Annotated in this window: 20 protein-coding genes and 1 tRNA gene; 13 read left to right on the top strand and 8 right to left on the bottom strand. The window is 51.4% G+C overall.

What is annotated here, in order from left to right; all coding sequences use genetic code 11:
- Positions 1–60: 60 nt before the first annotated feature.
- The 6 genes from AC5M9B_RS00775 to AC5M9B_RS00750 form a co-directional block, all read right to left on the bottom strand.
- Positions 61–633, bottom strand: coding sequence for a 50S ribosomal protein L25/general stress protein Ctc (locus tag AC5M9B_RS00775; RefSeq protein ID WP_070655991.1), 573 nt, complete (start codon positions 631–633; stop codon positions 61–63).
- A 66-nt stretch (positions 634–699) separates the two neighbouring features.
- Positions 700–1,683: a ribose-phosphate pyrophosphokinase gene (locus tag AC5M9B_RS00770; protein ID WP_016687469.1), complete on the bottom strand. Its 984-nt coding sequence runs from the start codon at positions 1,681–1,683 to the stop codon at positions 700–702.
- Between the two features lie 244 nt (positions 1,684–1,927).
- Positions 1,928–2,003, bottom strand: a tRNA-Gln gene (locus AC5M9B_RS00765).
- Positions 2,004–2,009: 6 nt separating this feature from the next.
- A complete protein-coding gene (gene ispE / locus AC5M9B_RS00760; RefSeq protein ID WP_070655993.1) occupies positions 2,010–2,855 on the bottom strand; it encodes a 4-(cytidine 5'-diphospho)-2-C-methyl-D-erythritol kinase in 846 nt (281 codons plus the stop codon).
- Positions 2,856–2,882: 27 nt separating this feature from the next.
- On the bottom strand, positions 2,883–3,470 hold the full coding sequence (lolB, locus tag AC5M9B_RS00755; protein WP_070655995.1) for a lipoprotein insertase outer membrane protein LolB: 588 nt from the start codon (positions 3,468–3,470) through the stop codon (positions 2,883–2,885).
- A gap of 54 nt (positions 3,471–3,524) precedes the next feature.
- Positions 3,525–5,384 carry a tetratricopeptide repeat protein gene (locus AC5M9B_RS00750; RefSeq protein ID WP_487648095.1) on the bottom strand — a complete coding sequence of 620 codons (1,860 nt, stop codon included), beginning with the start codon at positions 5,382–5,384 and terminating at the stop codon, positions 3,525–3,527.
- 175 nt (positions 5,385–5,559) lie between these two features.
- Here AC5M9B_RS00750 and AC5M9B_RS00745 point away from each other — a divergent pair, with 175 nt between their 5' ends.
- The 8 genes from AC5M9B_RS00745 to AC5M9B_RS00710 all read left to right on the top strand — a co-directional run bounded on the left by AC5M9B_RS00745 (position 5,560) and on the right by AC5M9B_RS00710 (position 12,515).
- Positions 5,560–6,177 (top strand): CoA pyrophosphatase, encoded by a 618-nt coding sequence (locus AC5M9B_RS00745; RefSeq protein ID WP_186805545.1) that lies wholly within the window; start codon positions 5,560–5,562, stop codon positions 6,175–6,177.
- Positions 6,178–6,372: 195 nt separating this feature from the next.
- Complete coding sequence (galU, locus tag AC5M9B_RS00740; protein ID WP_146736241.1) at positions 6,373–7,236, top strand: UTP--glucose-1-phosphate uridylyltransferase GalU; 864 nt, start codon at positions 6,373–6,375, stop codon at positions 7,234–7,236.
- Positions 7,237–7,352: 116 nt separating this feature from the next.
- Entirely contained in the window at positions 7,353–8,096 is a 744-nt protein-coding gene (locus tag AC5M9B_RS00735; RefSeq protein ID WP_487648094.1) for a pseudouridine synthase, read from the top strand.
- Positions 8,097–8,531: 435 nt separating this feature from the next.
- The gene (ubiA, locus tag AC5M9B_RS00730) at positions 8,532–9,449 is read left to right on the top strand and encodes a 4-hydroxybenzoate octaprenyltransferase (RefSeq protein ID WP_101809628.1); all 918 of its coding nucleotides are present in this window, start codon (positions 8,532–8,534) and stop codon (positions 9,447–9,449) included.
- 437 nt (positions 9,450–9,886) lie between these two features.
- Positions 9,887–10,336, top strand: coding sequence for a PTS IIA-like nitrogen regulatory protein PtsN (gene ptsN, locus AC5M9B_RS00725; protein WP_003743926.1), 450 nt, complete (start codon positions 9,887–9,889; stop codon positions 10,334–10,336).
- Between the two features lie 3 nt (positions 10,337–10,339).
- Entirely contained in the window at positions 10,340–11,302 is a 963-nt protein-coding gene (hprK, locus tag AC5M9B_RS00720) for an HPr(Ser) kinase/phosphatase (protein WP_487648093.1), read from the top strand.
- Positions 11,283–12,137: an RNase adapter RapZ gene (gene rapZ, locus AC5M9B_RS00715; RefSeq protein ID WP_070656003.1), complete on the top strand. Its 855-nt coding sequence runs from the start codon at positions 11,283–11,285 to the stop codon at positions 12,135–12,137. The genes hprK and rapZ overlap by 20 nt, the downstream gene beginning before the upstream one ends.
- Positions 12,138–12,284: 147 nt before the next feature.
- Positions 12,285–12,515, top strand: a complete 231-nt coding sequence (locus tag AC5M9B_RS00710) for a protocatechuate 3,4-dioxygenase (protein WP_154885146.1) — start codon at positions 12,285–12,287, stop codon at positions 12,513–12,515.
- Here the strand turns inward: AC5M9B_RS00710 and AC5M9B_RS00705 are convergent.
- A complete protein-coding gene (locus tag AC5M9B_RS00705; RefSeq protein WP_180949595.1) occupies positions 12,512–12,667 on the bottom strand; it encodes a hypothetical protein in 156 nt (51 codons plus the stop codon). The genes AC5M9B_RS00710 and AC5M9B_RS00705 overlap by 4 nt on opposite strands.
- Before the next feature lie 3 nt (positions 12,668–12,670).
- Between AC5M9B_RS00705 and ylqF the strand changes: the two genes are divergently transcribed.
- The 3 genes from ylqF to AC5M9B_RS00690 all read left to right on the top strand — a co-directional run bounded on the left by ylqF (position 12,671) and on the right by AC5M9B_RS00690 (position 16,158).
- A complete protein-coding gene (ylqF, locus tag AC5M9B_RS00700) occupies positions 12,671–13,612 on the top strand; it encodes a ribosome biogenesis GTPase YlqF (protein ID WP_154885147.1) in 942 nt (313 codons plus the stop codon).
- A gap of 169 nt (positions 13,613–13,781) precedes the next feature.
- A complete protein-coding gene (gene dapE, locus AC5M9B_RS00695; protein ID WP_070656007.1) occupies positions 13,782–14,927 on the top strand; it encodes a succinyl-diaminopimelate desuccinylase in 1,146 nt (381 codons plus the stop codon).
- A 415-nt stretch (positions 14,928–15,342) separates the two neighbouring features.
- Positions 15,343–16,158 (top strand): helix-turn-helix transcriptional regulator, encoded by an 816-nt coding sequence (locus tag AC5M9B_RS00690; RefSeq protein ID WP_487648096.1) that lies wholly within the window; start codon positions 15,343–15,345, stop codon positions 16,156–16,158.
- On the opposite strand, the gene AC5M9B_RS00685 is transcribed toward AC5M9B_RS00690, so the two are convergent.
- On the bottom strand, positions 16,136–16,693 hold the full coding sequence (locus tag AC5M9B_RS00685) for a YbhB/YbcL family Raf kinase inhibitor-like protein (protein ID WP_146736246.1): 558 nt from the start codon (positions 16,691–16,693) through the stop codon (positions 16,136–16,138). The two genes, AC5M9B_RS00690 and AC5M9B_RS00685, sit on opposite strands and share 23 nt — an antisense overlap.
- Positions 16,694–16,947: 254 nt before the next feature.
- Between AC5M9B_RS00685 and AC5M9B_RS00680 the strand changes: the two genes are divergently transcribed.
- Together AC5M9B_RS00680 and AC5M9B_RS00675 are read left to right on the top strand one after the other, a co-directional pair.
- Positions 16,948–17,757 (top strand): methylated-DNA--[protein]-cysteine S-methyltransferase, encoded by an 810-nt coding sequence (locus AC5M9B_RS00680; RefSeq protein ID WP_487648092.1) that lies wholly within the window; start codon positions 16,948–16,950, stop codon positions 17,755–17,757.
- A 115-nt stretch (positions 17,758–17,872) separates the two neighbouring features.
- Positions 17,873–18,868: an ornithine carbamoyltransferase gene (locus AC5M9B_RS00675; protein ID WP_070656012.1), complete on the top strand. Its 996-nt coding sequence runs from the start codon at positions 17,873–17,875 to the stop codon at positions 18,866–18,868.
- Positions 18,869–19,181 lie beyond the last annotated feature (313 nt).

Raw genomic sequence — 19,181 nt, 5'->3', positions numbered from 1 at the left:
ATTTTAATAATAATATAAAAACCGCACCATTCGGTGCGGTTTTTATTTCCACATAAGGAATTAGCGTTTTTTACCGGTAACGGTAGCAACCGCCAGGTTTTCGTTACGTTTTAGAGAAACGCTTTCTACACCTTCAGGCAGTTGAATGTCAGACAGGTGAAGGATGTCGCCGGCAACGACTTTAGCGCAGTCCAGATCCAAGTAAGCAGGGATGTTGGCAGGCAAAGCAACCACTTCAACAGTAGTGTTCAACAAAGATACGCGACCGCCTTGCAGTTTAACGGCTTGAGAGCTTTCAGCGTTAACAATGTGCAGAGGAACGCGGATGCGTACAGGTTGGTCGGCTTTAACAGCTTGGAAGTCGATATGTTGAACTTCGCGACGGAACGGGTGCATTTGGAAATCGCGGACGATAACGTCTTTGGTTTCACCGTTCAGGGACAGTTTGATCAGTGCAGTGTGGAAAGATTCTTTTTCCAATGCGTAAAATACGGTTTTGTGATCCACAGCAATTGCAATGGGCTCTTGACCTTCACCGTACAAAATGCCGGGGATTTGGCCTTCGCGACGCAGGCGGCGGCTCGCACCAGTGCCTTGTGCTTCACGAACAGAGGCTTGAATTTCATAAGTCATGTTAAATACTCCAAATTAAATAAAACTACCGTCATCGGCCGCGACCAGCTTAAGACGGCTTCGGGGTTATGGCAGCAACATGCTGCCTGTCATCACTTCTTCATTGAAAAGATATGAGACGGATTCTTCATTGCTGATGCGGCGGACCGTTTCAGCCAAAAGGCCGGCAATCGTCACTTGACGGATACGGTCGCATTGTTTGGCCGCTTCAGACAGAGGGATAGTGTCGGTAACAACAACTTGGTCAATTTCAGACGAGGCAATACGGCTGACTGCCTCTCCTGAGAATACGGCATGGCTGGCATAAGCCAAGACTCGCTCCGCGCCACGCTCTTTCAAAGCGACGGCGGCTTTACACAGCGTATTTGCAGTATCAATCATGTCATCGACAATCAGGCAAGTACGGCCTTGGATGTCGCCGATAATGTTCATAACTTCCGCTACATTGGCTTTCGGGCGGCGTTTGTCGATAATCGCCAAATCGGCATTTAATGATTTGGCCACAGCACGGGCACGGACTACGCCACCGATGTCCGGGCTGACTACGGTCAGGTTTTCAATCCGCTGCTGTTTGATGTCATTCAACAGAATAGGAGTGGCATAGATGTTGTCGACAGGGATATCAAAGAAACCCTGAATTTGGTCGGCATGCAGATCAACGGTCAAAACGCGGTCGATACCTGCCGAATACAACATATTCGCCACCAGTTTGGCGGAAATCGGAACGCGCACGGAACGCGGACGGCGATCTTGCCGTGCATAGCCGAAATAAGGAATTGCTGCGGTAATACGACCGGCTGAGGCGCGCTTCAGCGCATCTGCCATTGTCAGGATTTCCATCAGGTTGTCGTTAGTAGGAGCGCAAGTAGGCTGCAGAATGAAAACGTCACGACCGCGTACATTTTCCATCAATTCAACGGCAATTTCGCCGTCTGAGAATTTGGATACTGTGGCCTCGCCCAATGAAATATCCAAGTGTTTGACAACACGTTGTGCCAATTCCGGATTTGCATTACCGGTAAATACCATCAAACTGTCGTATGCAGCCATATCTTCACCTGATTTTATGTTTAACTTCCGCTCAGAAAACGTCATGCTTCCCTCTGCTTTATGTCTAAGACATTATGGGCGTTATTATACGCATAATGACCGGCATAGTGAATTAAATTTGTGGCGTGACATCGCTATCGCGCCTCATTTCAATCCAAATTTATCACTATAAAACAAAGTTTTTCAGCGTTATCATTGATTTTCAACATAAAAGAGCGTGTAAGGAAACTTACACGCTCTTATTTGGCTGGGGAGGAAGGATTCGAACCTTCGCATGCTGGAATCAAAATCCAGTGTCTTAACCGCTTGACGACTCCCCAACTTTATCAAATCATTTGAAACAAAGGATGAACGTCTAAACCTTCAACACAATATGCTTCATATGATTGTGAAACTTGTTGGTATATATTGTTTGCTTCTTGCTGGCTATCCGTAGAGAGAAATATACACGCTCCAGATCCTGTCATTAATGCAGAACCATATTTGGATAATTCACAATAAGCTTTCCAAACTTTAGGATATTCCTCAAAAACAACAGCCTGCATATCATTTCTAAACGGCTGCAAAGAATGGAAAGTCGGCATTATGCTTGGTTTGGAATTTCGTGTCAAGTTTTCATGCGAGAAAATTTTGGGAGTGGAAACATGGGCCTTGGGTTTGATGACGACATACCATTGCTTCGGTATGTCAATAGGGGATAATTGCTCGCCTATGCCTTTGGCAAAGGCATTTTTGCCAAAAATGAAGAAGGGAATATCTGCCCCCAGGGTCGCACCTAAATCAATTAACTGTTGGCGGGATAATCCGCATTCCCACCAATGGTTCAATACGGTGAGTATGGTTGCTGCATCTGAGCTGCCCCCTCCCAAGCCGGCTCCTGTCGGGATTTTTTTATCCAACCAAATTTCAACACCTAATTTTGAGTTAGTGTGTTTTTGCAGTAAAGATGCGGCACGGTATGCCAGGTCTTGTTCCGGTGGAATATCGCCTGTCGGTGTGTGAAGTATGATAAGGTCGTCTGAGCGTGGTTTCAGATAAACGGTATCGCATAAGTCAATCAGGCAGAAAATGCTTTCTAGGTTGTGGTAGCCGTCTGCGCGTTTTCCGGTGATTCTGAGATCTAGGTTGAGTTTGGCAGGAGCCGGGAAGGCTTGTGCTTCGTTTGGAATCATTTTGTTTACGGTTGTCTGGCAAGATAGTTATTTTCTGGCGGCACATTGGGTTTGGGTGTCGCCCTCGGGATGATCGTCGAGATTGTCAAATGCCAAGCGCAGAGTGAGTTTCGGGCTTTCCAATAGGAGGGTTTTGGGTTTGCCGTTGCTGTTGAGTGTGCGGGAAATTGTCCAGTCGAATTGTTGCAGGCGGCTGTCCGGGAGCAGTTGGTATGGTGCGCTGGCTACACGTTTTCCGCTTGCCCAAATGTGTAGGTATTGAATGGGGAGTTCGAATCCCAATAGGCGGTTGCTAAGTTCTTGTGCCGTGGAGGCTTCATATGTACGGCCTTTGTTATCGACAGCCAATACGCCTTGATTGTCTTGACACAACTGCCCTACGGTGCTGCCGATTGGGGTGTTGATGTTGATGGTTTGGACTTGGTTTTGGTATGTCCAATCGAAGTTGGCGTAAGAGCCTTTGCCTTCAAGTTTGACGGCAATTCGTCCTTCGGCAGAAAAATCGTTGACTGTTTCAGCCGGTTGCCAACCATTTTGCTGCGGGAGATCGGGGCGGGCGCAGGCGGTGATGAGGAGGGTTAGGGCGGCTGCAGATAATATGTTGGTCTGTTTCATGATAAATCCTGTGCAGGGGAAGGGTCGTCTGAAAAGTTTTCAGACGACCTGTTTTTATTTTGTTTTAGCGGAAGGGTGTTTTTTGCGCGGGGGAACGGGGATGTTGAATCTGCGCATGGTTTTTTTCAATAAACCGATGTCGCCTTCTTGTTTCAAACCTTCGGTCCAAACGGCTTTGGCATCTTCTTGCTTGCCGAGCTTCCACAAGACTTCGCCCAAATGCGAGGCGACTTCGGCGTCGGGATATTGCTCGAAGGCGTATTGCAGGTAGGGCAGGGCGGTTTCGGCATCACCTTTCAGATAATATGCCCAACCGAGACTGTCGTTGACGGCGGGATTTTCCGGCTCAACCTGATACGCGGTCTGAATCAGTTTGAATGCTTCGTTTAAATCATATTTCGGGGAAGAAAGCATGATGTAGCCTAGTGCGTTCATGCCGCTGGTGCTGTCGGGGGATATTTCCAACTGGCGGCGAAGGTCGGCAATGGCTTTGTCGCGCTCTCCAATTTTGTCGTAAACCATGGCGCGTTGATAGAGAATGTCGGGCAGCAATTGGTTGGCATCAGGCTGTTTGGAAGCTTTTACCATGAGTGTATTCAACTCTGATAGTGCTTTTTTTGGGTTGTCATGTTTGGCGATGGCGAACAGGGAAACACGTTGTAATTCGCGCGCACCGAAAAAGCGTCCTTGCTGCTCGGGCAGTTTGAGCGCACGTTGTGCCAATTCCCACGCGGCTTTGCCGTTGCCTTGTTCGGCTTCGAGCGAAGCGCCGAGAACGGTTTTGTCGAAAATGTAATCCGCAGAATTGATTTTGCCGAGCCATTGTTTGGCCTTGACGTAATCTTTGGCATCGGCATAAGTCATGGCGCCGATCAGTGCGGCACGGCTTTGTTGTTGGCTTGTGCCGGATTGGTAGGCTTTTTCGAGGTAATGGTTGACAACGGATAAGTCATCTTTACGGCTGGAGGAAAGTATCGCAGCCTGGATAAACAAATCGGGCGAGGGGTTGTCTTCCAGTAACGTTTTCAGACGACTGTATGCCTTGTCGGGGCGGTGGTTGGCAACCAGGTTGGTGATTTCAAGCTCCTGCCATACGGATGACAGTTTGCGCGTGTCGGTTTGTTCGAAGAATCCGTTGAGGATTTCCGGACTGCGTTGCGCCATCAGGCGCAAGGTGAGCATGGTCGGAGGCAGGATTTCTGAATCCAGTTTGGCGAGTCTTTGCAGGGCGGCGATGGCATTTTTTTTCTTGCCGTCGTATGCGCTGTAAATGGCATCTGCAATCGCCGCTTCAGGCATTTCAGGATATTTGAGTGTTTCTTTATGAACTTGTGCCGAGGCCTTTTCTGCTAAATCAGGCTGCTGGACGGCGGTTTGGGCTAGAAGTAGGAAAATACGGCGGTTTTGTTCTTCGGTAGCGCCTGCAAGGACTTCATCCAAGCCGCTAAGGTGTTTGTCGTTTTTTCCGAGTAGAAGGTCGCGCAGCCAAGTCATGCGTTTTTGCGCTGCACCCGGAACAGGTTCGATTTCCCGCCATTTTTGATAAATCAATTCGGCCTGTTCAAATGCATTGAGTGAAACCGCCATTTCCAATGCGCGTTCTGCTACGTCGGGTGATTTTGTGCGGTCGAGCATATGCATATAGGTGCCCAAAGCCATACCGGCATCCCCTTTTTGCAAAGCCATCTCGCCGCCTAAAAGCGTGAAAACTTTCCAAGCGCGATCGTTTGCAGCAATCAAGCGTTCTTGTTCGGCGAGCCTTGCTTCAGGCGTACGGCGGTTTTTTTTCTGAATGGTTTGGGATTGGATTTTAACTTCTGGTACAGATTCTTGTTTGGCGGCGATGGTTTGGGTAGAAAAAAGCAACATGACGGCGGCTGTCAGTGTGCGGATATGGGACGGAGACAAAAACATGATAAGCCTTTATTCAAAAAAAACGGACTGAAGCGCAGATAATCCGTCGTGAAAACAGCCGATACTTTATCACAAGCGCTTGTCTTTGTAGATTCGTGAGCTTTAAGCAACCGTAAACCTAATGTAATATTCTTTTTTCAGACGACCTATCAATCATTGTTTTCGGAGTCTGTATATGGAGATGAGGCAGACCGATCTTGTGGATTTTTTCGGGCAGGCATTTCGTTATGCCAGCATAGCGCAAGAGGAACGAAACCGTTTTGTCCGGCAGAAAGGTAAAACAGCCGCCGTTTTGCTGGCAGTCGTTCGGCGGGAAGGGCAGTGGCAAATTATGCTGACGCGTCGCGCCGACACCCTGCGACACCATACCGGGCAGATTGCTTTTGCCGGCGGTAGGTCAGACGAAGGGGATAAAGACTTTATTGTGACGGCATTGCGTGAAACTGAAGAGGAGACAGGAATTGCACCGCATTTTTGGCAGGTTTTTCCACTGTTGCCGCCTTATTACACGCCGTCCGGTTATGAAGTGCATCCGGTTTTGGCGCTCTGTCCGGAAAATCCGCCAACTTGCGTCAATAGAGGGGAAGTGGCTGAAATCTTTTACTTGCCATTGGATTTTGCATTAGATATGGACAACTATGGCAGCCGCAGCTTCATCTATGAAGGCAATATGATTGTTACGCCTGTTTTGCCGTATTTGCACTACGATATTTGGGGATTGACTGCACTGATATTGTATGGGTTGGCAGAACGTTACCAGTATTATTGTGCCGGTCGGAAGGGGGTAAAGTGAAAATACGGATACAGGATTTTGCTGTGCTTTACGGTTGAGGTTGTTACAGTGAAATTATGTCATGATACAATTAACACATTGATGATTATTACAAAATCATTTTTTTGTTTGACAATGTGGTCTGGGAATGAAGCAGATGAATTATTGTGCTCCCGGATAACTGGTACTTTGAAATATAAAGTAAGAGGAAAGTTTATGAGACCGATTAAAAAAGCCGTTTTCCCCGTAGCCGGTATGGGTACGCGCTTTCTGCCTGCCACCAAAGCCAGTCCGAAAGAAATGCTGCCTATCGTCGATAAACCGTTGATTCAATACGCGGTAGAAGAAGCAGTAGAAGCCGGTTGCACAGAAATGGTGTTCATCACCGGTCGCAACAAACGCAGCATCGAAGACCATTTCGACAAAGCCTACGAACTGGAAACCGAATTGGAAATGCGTCAAAAAGACAAACTGTTGGAACACGTCAAAGATATTCTGCCTTCTAACATTACCTGCCTTTACATCCGCCAAGCCGAAGCATTAGGCTTAGGACACGCTGTATTGTGCGCCCGTGCCGCAGTGGGCGACGAACCCTTTGCCGTTATTCTCGCCGACGACCTGATTGATGCGCCCAAAGGCGCACTGAAGCAAATGGTCGATATCTACAATCAAAGCGGCAACAGCGTTTTGGGCGTGGAAACCGTCGATCCGTCACAAACCGGTTCTTACGGCATTGTAGAAGTGGAAAAATTAAACAGCTTTCAACGGATTACCAATATTGTAGAGAAACCGAAACCTGAAGAAGCACCGTCCAATCTTGCCGTTGTCGGTCGTTATATCCTGACTCCCCGCATTTTCAGCCTTCTGGAAAACCTGCCGCGCGGTGCAGGCAACGAAATCCAACTGACCGACGGCATTGCCCGCCTGTTGGATCACGAGTTCGTTCTCGCCCATGCCTTCGACGGCAAACGCTACGACTGCGGCAGCAAACTGGGTTATCTCGAAGCTACCGTTGCCTACGGCTTGAAACATCCGGAAACCGGCACGCAGTTCCGCGAACTCTTAAAACAATATTCTTAAGCCTGATCTAGTCTTGAAAAGATAAGGTCGTCTGAAAGGGTCTCTTGATTTCTTTTCAGACGACCTTTCCTATTGCAGTGATATAATCCGTTTTCTCTTTTAAATTCAGACATATTATGGAAAATACATCCGAAGAAACCATGCGCCTTTCCAAGCGTATGGCGCAATTGGGCTTATGCTCGCGCCGCGAGGCGGACAGCTACATCGAGCAAGGCTGGGTCAAGGTTAACGGGCAAACCGCCGTACTCGGTCAGAAAGTGACCGAACGCGACCGTATCGACCTCAACCGGCAGGCGCATGAAAAACAAGCGGAACGCGTTACTATCCTGCTTAACAAGCCCGTCGGCTACGTCAGCGCGCAGGCGGAAAAAGGCTACAAATCCGCCGCCGAGCTGATTACCGCCGACAACCGTTGGGAAGGCGACGACAGCCGCATTCCGTTCAGCGAAAAACACAAATTCGGCTTGGCGCCCGCCGGCAGGTTGGACATCGATTCCGTCGGATTGCTGGTGTTGACGCAGGACGGCCGCATCGCCAAGCAGCTTATCGGTGAAAACAGCGGCAGTGAAAAAGAATATTTAGTGCGCGTACGCGGCAAATTGGACGAAAGAGGGCTTGCCTTGCTTAACCACGGATTGAGTTTGGACGGCGAGAAACTGCGCCCCGCCAAAGTAGAATGGCAAAACGAAGACCAGCTGCGTTTCGTGTTGAAACAAGGCAAAAAGCGGCAAATCCGCCGTATGTGCGAACTCGTCGGTTTGCGTGTCGTCGGGCTGAAGCGGATTCGAATGGGTAAAGTCAAACTGGGCAAACTGCCGCCCGGTAAATGGCGCTATCTGCGGGCGGATGAGTTGTTTTAAATGTTGTAATCCTGATGTTTGCAGTAAGACAGAGTCGTCTGAAAACTGGTAAGTTGCATTTCAGACGACCTTATTCTTGGGAAAACCGATTATTTGTTTTGTAATGAAGAAGGATTTTTTCGTATTAAATGGATGATTTAGGTAAGTTGGGTATGTGGTAGAAGAGTGGTGTTTTTAGAGTGATTTCTTATTGATTTTTAAGTATTTTATTTTAGATGTTTGTATTGTATTTTCTAGAATCATTCCCAGACTTCCAAATAGCACCCTGTTTAATTTTTGTCATAAATGTTTAAATTTAATCATCATTCTTGAAAATTAGCTTATAATAGGCAAGTTTCCGTCGAAACAGTTACAAGAATTTTAATAAGGTAACGGCAAAGTCTGAAAAGGGATGCGAGGTTTGTCCGGGTTTGCCATAGAATTTAAATTACCGACATGAAGATAAGACGTTTTCTCCTACATTTTCTCAACCGCCACGCCGTTGCCCGCATTTTGGTATACGGCAAATTGATGCGCATCGACAAGCCTATCGGCACGTTGCTGCTGCTTTGGCCGACCTATTGGGCGTTATGGGTCGCTTCGGAAGGGATTCCCGAAGCGGATATTTTTTGGGCGTTTACCGCCGGTACATTCTTTATGCGCAGCGCAGGCTGCGTGATCAACGACTTTGCCGACCGCAATTTTGACGGCTCGGTCGAGCGCACGAAAAACCGCCCCTTTGCCCGCGGGTTGGTTTCTAAAACGGAAGCGATTCTGCTGACCGTCATCCTCTGCCTGCTTGCCGCCCTCTGCATGACGCCGCTGAACCTGTTGACTTGGGTGATGAGCGTTCCCGCGCTGTTTTTGGCGATGACTTACCCCTTTACCAAACGGTTTTTCCCGCTGCCGCAGTTTTATTTGGGGCTGGCGTTTTCTTTCGGGATTCCGATGGCGTTTGCCGCCGTCCGCAGCGGCGTGCCTTCTACGGCGTGGCTGATGTTTACCGCCAATGCTTTGTGGACGCTTGCCTACGACACGATTTATGCGATGGCGGACAAGGAAGACGATTTGAAAATCGGGATTAAAACTTCGGCAATCACGTTCGGCGATCACGATATTTCCGCTTCCATGCTCTGTCATTTTTGGTTTACCGCGCTGATAGCGGTGTTGGGCGTGAAAATCGGTGCGACATGGCCGTATTGGATCATGCTGCCTGCGGTAGCGTGGCTGCAAATCGGTCAATACCATGCCATCAAAACCCGCGACCGCCAGACTTGTTTTAAAGTGTTTTTGGATAACAACCATATTGGTCTGCTCTGTTTCTTGGGTCTGTCGGGGCATTATTTGTGGACTGTGGCTGCTACACGATTGTAAGGCAATAGAATGGATAACACGTCGTCTGAAAAGGGTTTCAGACGACGTTTTGTGTTTTTAGGGAAGGGCGGATTGATGATGGCGCTGGGTTTTATAGTGGATTAACTTTAAACCAGTACGGCGTTGCCTCGCCTTAGCTCAAAGAGAACGATTCTCTAAGGTGCTGAAGCACCAAGTGAATCGGTTCCGTACTATCTGTACTGTCTGCGGCTTCGTCGCCTTGTCCTGATTTAAATTTAATCCACTATATCTGGTATCCGAACCCGTAATAAACCACTTGCCGCCGTTTTCAGACGACCTTGTGTATGGGTTAAGAAATATCAAAGAAGCAGCGTTTCTTGTTAGCAATCTGAGTGTAAATTGCGTGTTCAGGATTGAGGTTTGTACAGACAGTCGGTACAATTCCATTTCATTTTGCCACATCAAAAGAGATTTCTATGAGCCTTATCGGCGAAATTTTGCCTTTGTCCCATATCGTTTTAGACTTGGAAGTCGGCAGCAAAAAACGCTTGTTTGAAGAAGCGGGCCTGCTGCTTGAACATGAAGCAGAATTACCTCACGGCGATGTCTTCGACTGCCTGTTTGCCCGCGAAAAGCTGGGTTCGACCGGCTTGGGTCAGGGCGTCGCCATTCCGCACGGTCGTCATGCCTGCGTGAAAAAAGCTACCGGCGCGTTTATCCGCACGAAAGAACCGGTTGCTTTCGATGCGCCCGACGGCAAACCCGTATCCCTGATTTTCACTTTGCTGGTGCCGGAAAATGCGACCGGCGAGCATTTGGAAGTCTTGTCCAAACTGGCGGGCAGATTCTCGCAAAAAGCCGTCCGTGAAGCCTTGATGTCCGCAACCTCTGCCGAGGAGGTGCGCAAACTTCTGGCAGAAGAGTAAAAAATGCCCAGTATATCGGTCCGCCGCCTGTTTTCCGATAATCAGCACAAGCTCCAACTTGCTTGGGCGGCAGGCAATTCGGGTGCGGACAACCGCATCGGAGTAGAGGCCGACAAACCCGTTTTGGCGTTGGTCGGCCATTTGAATTTTATCCATCCCAATCAAATCCAAGTCGTCGGCGTTGCCGAAGCCGAATATCTCAAGCGCCTCGAATCGGGCGAGTTGAATTACGACTTCAGCGAACTCTTTGATATTCCCATGTCGCTGGTCATCGTTGCCAACGGTCTGGCGGTTTCGCCCAAATTGCGCGACTACTGCCATAAAAACGACATCCCGCTGCTGACTTCCAAGCTCGAAAGCCCGTATTTGATGGATGTGTTGCGGATTTATCTGCAACGCACGTTGGCGACTTCCATCGTCAAACACGGCGTATTCCTCGATGTATTTGAAGTCGGCGTGTTGATTACCGGTCATTCCGGCTTGGGTAAAAGCGAGTTGGCGTTAGAATTGATTTCGCGCGGACACAGTCTGATTGCCGATGATGCGGTCGAGCTGTTCCGTACCGGCCCCGAAACGCTCGAAGGCCGCTGCCCGCCGATGCTGCGCGATTTCCTTGAAGTGCGCGGTTTGGGCATACTCAACATTCGCCACATTTTCGGCGAAACTTCTATCCGTCCGAAAAAAATCCTCCAGCTGATCATCAACCTTGCCGCTGCCGACGACGATTACATGAAGCAGCTTGACCGCTTGAGCATACGCACGGAAACCGAGTCCATCCTCAATGTGAACGTCCGTTCCGTCACCCTGCCAGTCGCCGTCGGTCGAAACCTTGCGGTATTGGTTGAAGCGGCGGTGCGCAACTACATCCTCCAGTTGCGCGGCAAAGACAGCACCAAAGAATTCCTCGAACGCCATCAAACACAACTCAAAGAAAACGAACAAAACCATGAAAATCGTCCTGATTAGCGGATTGTCCGGCTCGGGTAAGTCCGTTGCCCTCAAGCAGCTCGAAGACCTCGGCTATTTTTGCGTGGACAACCTGCCGCTGGAAATGCTGCCCTCGCTGGTGCTGCACCACATCGAACGTGCCGATGAAACCAAACTCGGCGTGAGCGTCGATGTCCGTTCCGGCATCAATATTCAGGAAGCGCAAGAGCAAATCCAATACCTGCGCGATGAAGGGCATCAGGTCGAAGTATTGTTTGTTGAAGCAGAAGAAAGCGTGCTGGTGCGCCGTTTTTCCGAAACGCGGCGCGGCCATCCGCTGTCCGGATTGAGCCTTACCCTGTTGGAAAGCCTGCAAAAAGAACGCGAATGGCTATTCCCGCTCAAAGACATTGCCTATTGCATCGACACATCCAAAATGAACGCGCAGCAACTGCGTTATGCCGTTCAACAATGGCTCAACATCGAACGCAGGGGGCTTTTGGTAATCCTCGAGTCTTTCGGCTTCAAATACGGCGTGCCGAACAACGCCGATTTCATGTTTGATATGCGCAGCCTGCCCAATCCCTATTACGATCCCGAGCTGCGCCCCTACACCGGCATGGACGCTCCCATTCAAGCGTATCTCGACCAGCAGCCCCTGGTGCAGGAAATGGTCGACGACATCGACCACTTTATGAACCATTGGCTCCCGCGCCTGCAAAAAGAAAGCCGCAGCTACGTGACCATCGCCATCGGCTGTACCGGCGGGCAGCACCGTTCCGTCTATGTCGTCGAAAAACTCGCCCAGCGCCTGCAAGGACATTACGAACTGCTGGTCCGCCACAGACAGGCGCAAAACCTGTCCGGACGCTGATTTCCCTTTTCAGACGACCTTTTCGATATATAGTGGATTAACAAAAATCAGGACAAGGCGGCGAAGCCGCAGACAGTACAAATAGTACGGCAAGGCGAGGCAACGCCGTCCTGGTTTAAATTTAATCCATTATAAAAGGAGAAACCCATGAAACACATCCTCACCCTCGCATTCGCCTGCACACTCGCCGCCTGCGCCGCCGAAATCCCCGCCTACCGTTGGCACCGCACCGGCGCGAGCGAATCCGAAGTTTCCCGCCAAATCAACGTTTGCAAATCACAAGCGCAACACGACGCCAAACATGGGCGCGAATCCAAATCCCTCGAACAATGTATGGACGAAGCCGGCTACTACCGCTACGAACGCGGCAACCTCTAAACCTTGAGCGCCCCAAACCAAAAGGTCGTCTGAAAAACCGCGTAGGCTTTCAGACGACCTTTGCACAGAAAACGGACAAACCTCAGGTCGTCTGAAAACACCGCCGAACCGCTTTTCAGACGACCCCACCGCAAATCAGACAGAAAGAACAAAACATGGCAATCCAATGGTTTCCCGGCCACATGAACAAAGCAAAAAAAGCCATCGCCGAGCGCGCCAAAAGCGTCGATATGGTGATTGAAATGCTGGACGCACGAATGCCCGCCTCCAGCGAAAACCCCCTGCTTGCCCAGCTTTCCAAAGGCAAACCCAAACTCAAAATCCTCAACAAACAAGACCTTGCCGACCCCGAGCGCACCAAAATCTGGCTCGAACACTACAACAGCCGCCCCGACACCCGCGCCATCGCCCTCGATTCCTCCGAAACCGGCGCACACGGCAAAATCACCCAAGCCTGCCGCGCCATGATTCCCCACCGCCAAGGCATAGAAAAACCCCTGCGCGTCCTCATCTGCGGCATCCCCAACGTCGGCAAATCCACCCTCATCAACGGCATGATAGGCAAAAAATCCGCCAAAACCGGCAACGAACCCGGTATCACCAAAGCCGAACAACGCCTTTTCCTCGCCGACGACTTCTGGCTCTACGACACCCCCGGAATGCTGTGGCCGAAAATCATCGTCGAAGAAGGCGGCTACAACCTTGCCGCCGGCGGTGCAGTCGGACGCAATGCGCTGGACGAAGAAGAAGTCGCCCTCGAGCTCCTAGACTACCTCCGCCGCCACTACCTGCCCATGTTGCAAGAACGCTACCAAGCCGACAAAGACCCCAGCAGCCACTGGGACGACAATTCATGGCTCGAATGGATAGCCAAAAAACGCGGCGCAGTCTTGAGCGGCGGACGGGTCAACTACCAAAAAGCCGCCGAAAACATCCTCACCGACTTCCGCGAAGGCAAAATCGGCAGAATCACCCTAGAAACGCCGAACCAATGGGAAACATGGCTCAAAAAAGCCCGCCAAAAAGAAGCCGAACTCAAAGCCATACGCGAAGCCAGAAAAGCGGAACGCAAAGGGCAGAAGCCTGCGGACGAGTAGGGCGGTGTGGTGGGCTAAAATAGAAAATATTCCGTGTCTCCATTTCCGTATAGCAATGAATTCAAGCATCGGACGCTATATAATTTGCTATAAAAAGGTCGTCTGAAACCCGAAACTGATTTTCAGACGACCTGTTCCAAATATTCACAATCAACAAGAAAACCAAAAAATGACCGAAACCCAATCCCTAGAACTCGCCAAAGCGTTGATTTCCCGCCCGTCCGTTACCCCCGACGACCGAAATTGCCAAAAACTGCTTGCCGAACGCCTGCACAAAATCGGTTTTGCGGCTGAAGAACTCCATTTCGGCGACACCAAAAACATCTGGTTGCGACGCGGCACGAAAGCTCCTGTCGTCTGTTTTGCAGGGCATACCGACGTCGTGCCGACAGGCCCTGTTGAAAAATGGGATTCGCCCCCGTTCGAGCCGACCGAGCGCGACGGAAGATTATACGGGCGCGGCGCGGCGGACATGAAAACCAGCATCGCCTGCTTCGTTACCGCCTGCGAACGCTTTGTTGCCGAACATCCCGACCACCAAGGCAGCATTGCGCTCCTGATTACTTCCGACGAAGAGGGCGACGCGCTGGACGGTACGACCAAAGTCGTCGATGTATTGAAAGCGCGCGACGAGCTTATCGACTACTGCATCGTCGGCGAACCGACCGCCGTGGACAAATTGGGCGATATGATTAAAAACGGCCGACGCGGCTCGCTGTCGGGCAACCTGACCGTCAAAGGCAAGCAAGGCCATATCGCCTATCCCCATTTGGCAATCAACCCCGTCCACACTTTTGCCCCGGCCTTGTTAGAGCTGACGCAGGAAGTCTGGGACGAAGGCAACGAATACTTCCCACCGACCAGCTTTCAAATTTCCAATATCAACGGCGGCACAGGCGCGACCAACGTCATTCCGGGCGAGCTGAACGTCAAATTCAATTTCCGCTTCTCCACCGAGTCCACCGAAGCAGGGCTGAAACAACGCGTCCACGCCATTTTGGACAAACACGGCGTGCAATACGATTTGCAGTGGTCGTGCTCGGGGCAGCCCTTCCTGACCCACGCGGGCAAACTGACCGACGTGGCACGCGCAGCCATTGCCGAAACCTGCGGCGTAGAGACCGAATTGTCCACCACCGGCGGCACTTCGGACGGACGCTTCATCAAAGCCATTGCGAAAGAACTCATCGAATTAGGCCCGTCCAATGCCACCATCCACCAAATCAACGAAAACGTGCGGCTGGACGATATTCCGAAGCTGTCGGCGGTGTATGAGGGGATATTGGCGCGGTTGTTGGCTGAAAAGGCCGTCTGAAAAGAAGATGGGCTATCGGATATGGATGTCCGATAATTTGATTAGATCTAACGTGAGTTTGAGATAACGCATTGATTTTTATGTAGAGCGATTTATTTGAACGGCAATCCATTCCCTCTCCCGTGGGAGAGGGTTAGGGAGAGGGCATTGGGTCGGCAACGGAAATATTGTCTGTATCTGCCCCGTTTTACCCTCTCCCCAACCCTCCCCCACAGGGGAGGGAGCCAAGTTGCAGGCACGCCGACGGAATATGGTTGAAACCCGGCCCCTCAGGGCAGTAGAATTTTGTTTATTTTTTGGGAAGTAACCCCTTCCAAATCAGGGTAAACAGGGCTGCGCCTTATGTGCAGCCCTGTGTGTTGAAACATTGAGGAATATAACCGTGCCGTCAAATTACTTTCATACGCGTGAACGATTGGGTGCTTTAGGCGGCATCGTGCAACATCATACCGCCTTGTACCGCAGCGTGGCGGTACATGAACCGACCGTGGTTATCGTGCGGCGCGGATGCAAGAAGCTGCGGTGGGCGGGGCGCGAATTGAGGATTGCGGCGGGTGAGGTTGTTGCGTTGGCAGGCGGGCAGACGTTTGACGTCATCAATATTCCTGATTCAGACGACCTCTATCAGGCGCAATGGATTGCTTTCGAACAGGAAGCCATAGAAAGGTTTGCCGCACAATACGGGACGGCGCAGGCAGTGTGCGATGCGGTGAAGCTGCCGCACCCCGGGCGGATGAACGCGGCGTTTGATTATGCGGCTGCGGTACTGGCGGATGAAGAAGTGCCGCACAATGCGGCGGAGGCCGCGCTTTGCGGCGTGTTGGCGTGGTTGCAGCATGACGGCATCGGTTTTGCCGTGTACGAAGGCTTCAACCTGATGCGGCAAATCCGCAAACTGATTACCGCCGATATGGCTGCGGACTGGTCGTCGGTGATGCTGGCGCAGCGGCTTAATTGCAGCGAGGCTGCGTTGCGGCGGCGGTTGGCGCGGCAGGACACGAATTTCCGTACGCTGCTGACGGATGTACGCATGATGCGCGCGCTGACGCTGTTGCAGGTTACGCAATGGCCGGTGGCGCAGATTGCCGGCGCGGTCGGCTATGACTGCCCGTCCCGTTTCAGCGCGCGCTTCAAAGAGCGGTTCGGTTGCGTACCGTCGGCGGTCCGATCGGAAGCGGAGCCGGCGGCATATCGGCGCACGGGGCAGGTCAGCGTTGGTGTTCGACCGTGAATTTCGCTTCGCCCAAGCTGTTTGCCCTAGTAAAGAAACCGACCAGCGCGGGTGTGGATTCGGCGGTGATGTTCGGCAGCTTGGCGACTTTCAGCGCGGTGAGTGTGAATTCGTAGCGGTGTTTCCTGCCTTCGGGGGGACATGCGCCGCCGTAGCCCGGAGTGCCGAAGTCTGTGCGGGTTTGCAGCGCGCCTTTGGGCAGCCTGCCGCCTTGCGCGGTAATGCCTGCGGGCAGGCGGCGGACATCGGCGGGGATGTCGGCGACCACCCAGTGCATCCAGCCCAGACCGGTCGGCGCGTCTTTATCGTAAACGGTCAGGACGAAACTTTTTGTCCCTGCGGGCGGATTTTTCCACGACAGCGCGGGCGAAGCATTGCCGCCCGAACAGCCGAAGCTGTAAGGCGCGCTCAAAAGCTGGTTTTGCGTGAAGCCGCCGTCTTTGGACGGGTTGTCGAATTGCAGCGTGAATGCGCCCTCGGCAAAGGCAGCGGTTGAAAAAGCCATCAGTACGGCGGAGAGGATGCGGGTTTGCATAGATGATTCCTTTGCTTGATGAATAAGTGGATTCATTATAGGCTGTCAATGGCGGCAGGAATGTGCCGAAACGGTTGGATGATGTGCCGAAATGCGCAAATGTAAAAATCCGTGGTTTCAGACGACCCTTTGCAGGTCGTCTGAAATCTTTAATTCCTTTCCCTGAGGCTTTAGAAATATCGAATATTTAGGAATCGCCGCAACCTGACCCACAAGATTTACGTCATAGCCCGTTCCTGCGCCGGCGTTCGGGAATGGTGAAAATTGGGGATTTTGCCGTCAAATCCATGATAGAGATACGGAGCAAACGAATGATTACCCTGCCTTCCTTAAACAACCTGCCGTCAAAATGGGATGAAATCCGCCATTGGCTCGAAACCCAAGTTTTTGAGTGTGAAGTCATGCCGTATCCCAATCTGACGGAACACGAGGCCAAACAGTTCGAGCAGGATTTTATCGACCGTATCGGCTGCGCGCCCGAAGAATATGTCCGTATCCGCCGCGCCATCTGTCTGTTGGAAGCGATTTATCCCGACAGCTTGAACGAACTGACCGCTGCCGCCATTGCCACGCCTTTGGGCGAGATGCTGGCGGTGTTCGGCGGTAAGGGCTTGTGTTTGCTGGAGTTTGTCGGGCAGAAACATATGGAGCAGGAAATTACCGCCGTCCAAAAAGCCTTGCACGGACGGTTTGTGTTTCGGGAAGATGAGCAAACGCAACTTCTGCAGCAGGAATTGGACTTATACTTCAAGGGTCGTCTGAAAACCTTTGCTACGCCTTTGGAGCAGATCGGTACCGAATTTCAAAAGCAGGCATGGGATGCGCTCTTGGCGATTCCTTACGGCGAAACGCGCAGCTACAAGGAGCAGGCGCAGCGTTTGGGCAATCCCAAAGCCGTCCGTGCCGTTGCCGCCGCCAACGGACAGAACAAGGTTTCTATCCTGATTCCCTGCCACCGCGTCATCGGCAGCGACGGCAAGCTGACCGGCTACGCAGGCGGTCTGAACCGTAAACAGTCGCTGCTTGCTTTGGAACGCGGCGAAGTTCAGACGACCTTGTTTTGATTTCGGAGCAGGCTTCGCACTCTGAAAAACGGTCGGCAATGATGCCTGACAAAATCCGCATACAAAACAATATCGGGCATCAATGCCCGACCTGCCGGAAAGGAGAAATACGAATATGAACCTGAAAAACCGCCATTTCCTGAAACTTTTAGACTTTACGTCCGAAGAAATCACCGCCTACCTCGACCTTGCCGCCGAGTTGAAAGCCGCCAAAAAGGCAGGGCGCGAAGTGCAGCGGATGAAAGGGAAGAACATCGCCCTGATTTTTGAAAAAACATCGACCCGCACCCGCTGCGCGTTTGAAGTCGCCGCGCGCGACCAAGGGGCGGGGGTGACTTATCTGGAGCCGTCCGCCAGCCAAATCGGGCATAAGGAAAGCATCAAAGACACCGCCCGCGTGTTGGGCAGGATGTACGACGGCATCGAATATCGCGGCTTCGGGCAGGACGTGGTCGAAGAATTGGCGAAATACGCCGGCGTGCCCGTGTTCAACGGTCTGACCAACGAGTTCCACCCCACCCAAATGCTCGCCGACGCGCTGACCATGCGCGAACACAGCGGCAAACCCTTGAACCAAACCGCGTTTGCCTACGTCGGCGATGCACGTTACAACATGGCAAATTCGCTGCTGGTGTTGGGCGCGAAGCTCGGTATGGACGTGCGCATCGGCGCACCGAAAACCTTGTGGCCGTCTGAAAATATCGTTGCCCGCGCACGCGCCGTCGCCGAAGAAACCGGCGGAAAGATTTTGCTCACCGAAAACGCGGAAGAAGCCGTCAAAGGCGTCGATTTCATCCATACCGACGTGTGGGTCAGCATGGGCGAGCCGAAAGAGGCATGGCAGGAGCGTATTGATTTATTGAAAGATTACCGCGTTACCCCCAAACTGATGGCGGCATCGGGCAACCCTCAGGTCAAATTCATGCACTGCCTGCCCGCCTTTCACAACCGCGAAACCAAAGTCGGCGAATGGATTTACGAAACCTTCGGCTTAAACGGCGTGGAAGTAACGGAAGAAGTATTCGAAAGCCCCGCCAGCATCGTGTTCGACCAGGCGGAAAACCGGATGCACACGATTAAAGCGGTGATGGTGGCGGCGCTGGGGGATTAATCTCAACGTAATGCCGAAATAGAAAACGGTTAACCGCGGCTGTCCACACATAGATGGAGATGGCGGCAGAGGGTTATCCTATTTTTTATAGTGGATTAACTTTAAACCAGTACGGCGTTGCCTCGCCTTACCGTACTATCTGTACTGTCTGCGGCTTCGTCGCCTTGTCCTGATTTAAAGTTAATCCACTATAGAATCACCATCATTCATTACATAGACAAAGGTCGTCTGAAAACTTTTCAGACGACGGCGGATTCGCATTTGAAGTGCAACTTTCCCTAACAGAAAAAGGCCAGTATGCGGTAGCATACGG

The organism is Neisseria flava, assembly GCF_982712965.1.
Note: the sequence above shows the minus strand (reverse complement) of the source record. Positions and strands in the feature narration are given on the sequence as shown.

Bases quoted from the DNA above. Each gene is read 5' to 3' on its own strand.
- ylqF (WP_154885147.1), top strand. From the start codon at position 12,671: ATGGCAATCCAATGGTTTCCCGGCCACATGAACAAAGCAAAAAAAGCC.
- ptsN (WP_003743926.1), top strand. From the start codon at position 9,887: ATGAGCCTTATCGGCGAAATTTTGCCTTTGTCCCATATCGTTTTAGAC.
- AC5M9B_RS00675 (WP_070656012.1), top strand. From the start codon at position 17,873: ATGAACCTGAAAAACCGCCATTTCCTGAAACTTTTAGACTTTACGTCC.
- AC5M9B_RS00745 (WP_186805545.1), top strand. From the start codon at position 5,560: ATGGAGATGAGGCAGACCGATCTTGTGGATTTTTTCGGGCAGGCATTT.
- AC5M9B_RS00735 (WP_487648094.1), top strand. From the start codon at position 7,353: ATGGAAAATACATCCGAAGAAACCATGCGCCTTTCCAAGCGTATGGCG.
- rapZ (WP_070656003.1), top strand. From the start codon at position 11,283: ATGAAAATCGTCCTGATTAGCGGATTGTCCGGCTCGGGTAAGTCCGTT.
- ispE (WP_070655993.1), bottom strand. From the start codon at position 2,855: ATGATTCCAAACGAAGCACAAGCCTTCCCGGCTCCTGCCAAACTCAAC.
- AC5M9B_RS00770 (WP_016687469.1), bottom strand. From the start codon at position 1,683: ATGGCTGCATACGACAGTTTGATGGTATTTACCGGTAATGCAAATCCG.
- hprK (WP_487648093.1), top strand. From the start codon at position 10,340: ATGCCCAGTATATCGGTCCGCCGCCTGTTTTCCGATAATCAGCACAAG.
- AC5M9B_RS00775 (WP_070655991.1), bottom strand. From the start codon at position 633: ATGACTTATGAAATTCAAGCCTCTGTTCGTGAAGCACAAGGCACTGGT.
- AC5M9B_RS00710 (WP_154885146.1), top strand. From the start codon at position 12,285: ATGAAACACATCCTCACCCTCGCATTCGCCTGCACACTCGCCGCCTGC.
- lolB (WP_070655995.1), bottom strand. From the start codon at position 3,470: ATGAAACAGACCAACATATTATCTGCAGCCGCCCTAACCCTCCTCATC.
- AC5M9B_RS00750 (WP_487648095.1), bottom strand. From the start codon at position 5,384: ATGTTTTTGTCTCCGTCCCATATCCGCACACTGACAGCCGCCGTCATG.
- dapE (WP_070656007.1), top strand. From the start codon at position 13,782: ATGACCGAAACCCAATCCCTAGAACTCGCCAAAGCGTTGATTTCCCGC.
- galU (WP_146736241.1), top strand. From the start codon at position 6,373: ATGAGACCGATTAAAAAAGCCGTTTTCCCCGTAGCCGGTATGGGTACG.
- AC5M9B_RS00685 (WP_146736246.1), bottom strand. From the start codon at position 16,693: ATGCAAACCCGCATCCTCTCCGCCGTACTGATGGCTTTTTCAACCGCT.
- ubiA (WP_101809628.1), top strand. From the start codon at position 8,532: ATGAAGATAAGACGTTTTCTCCTACATTTTCTCAACCGCCACGCCGTT.
- AC5M9B_RS00680 (WP_487648092.1), top strand. From the start codon at position 16,948: ATGGTGAAAATTGGGGATTTTGCCGTCAAATCCATGATAGAGATACGG.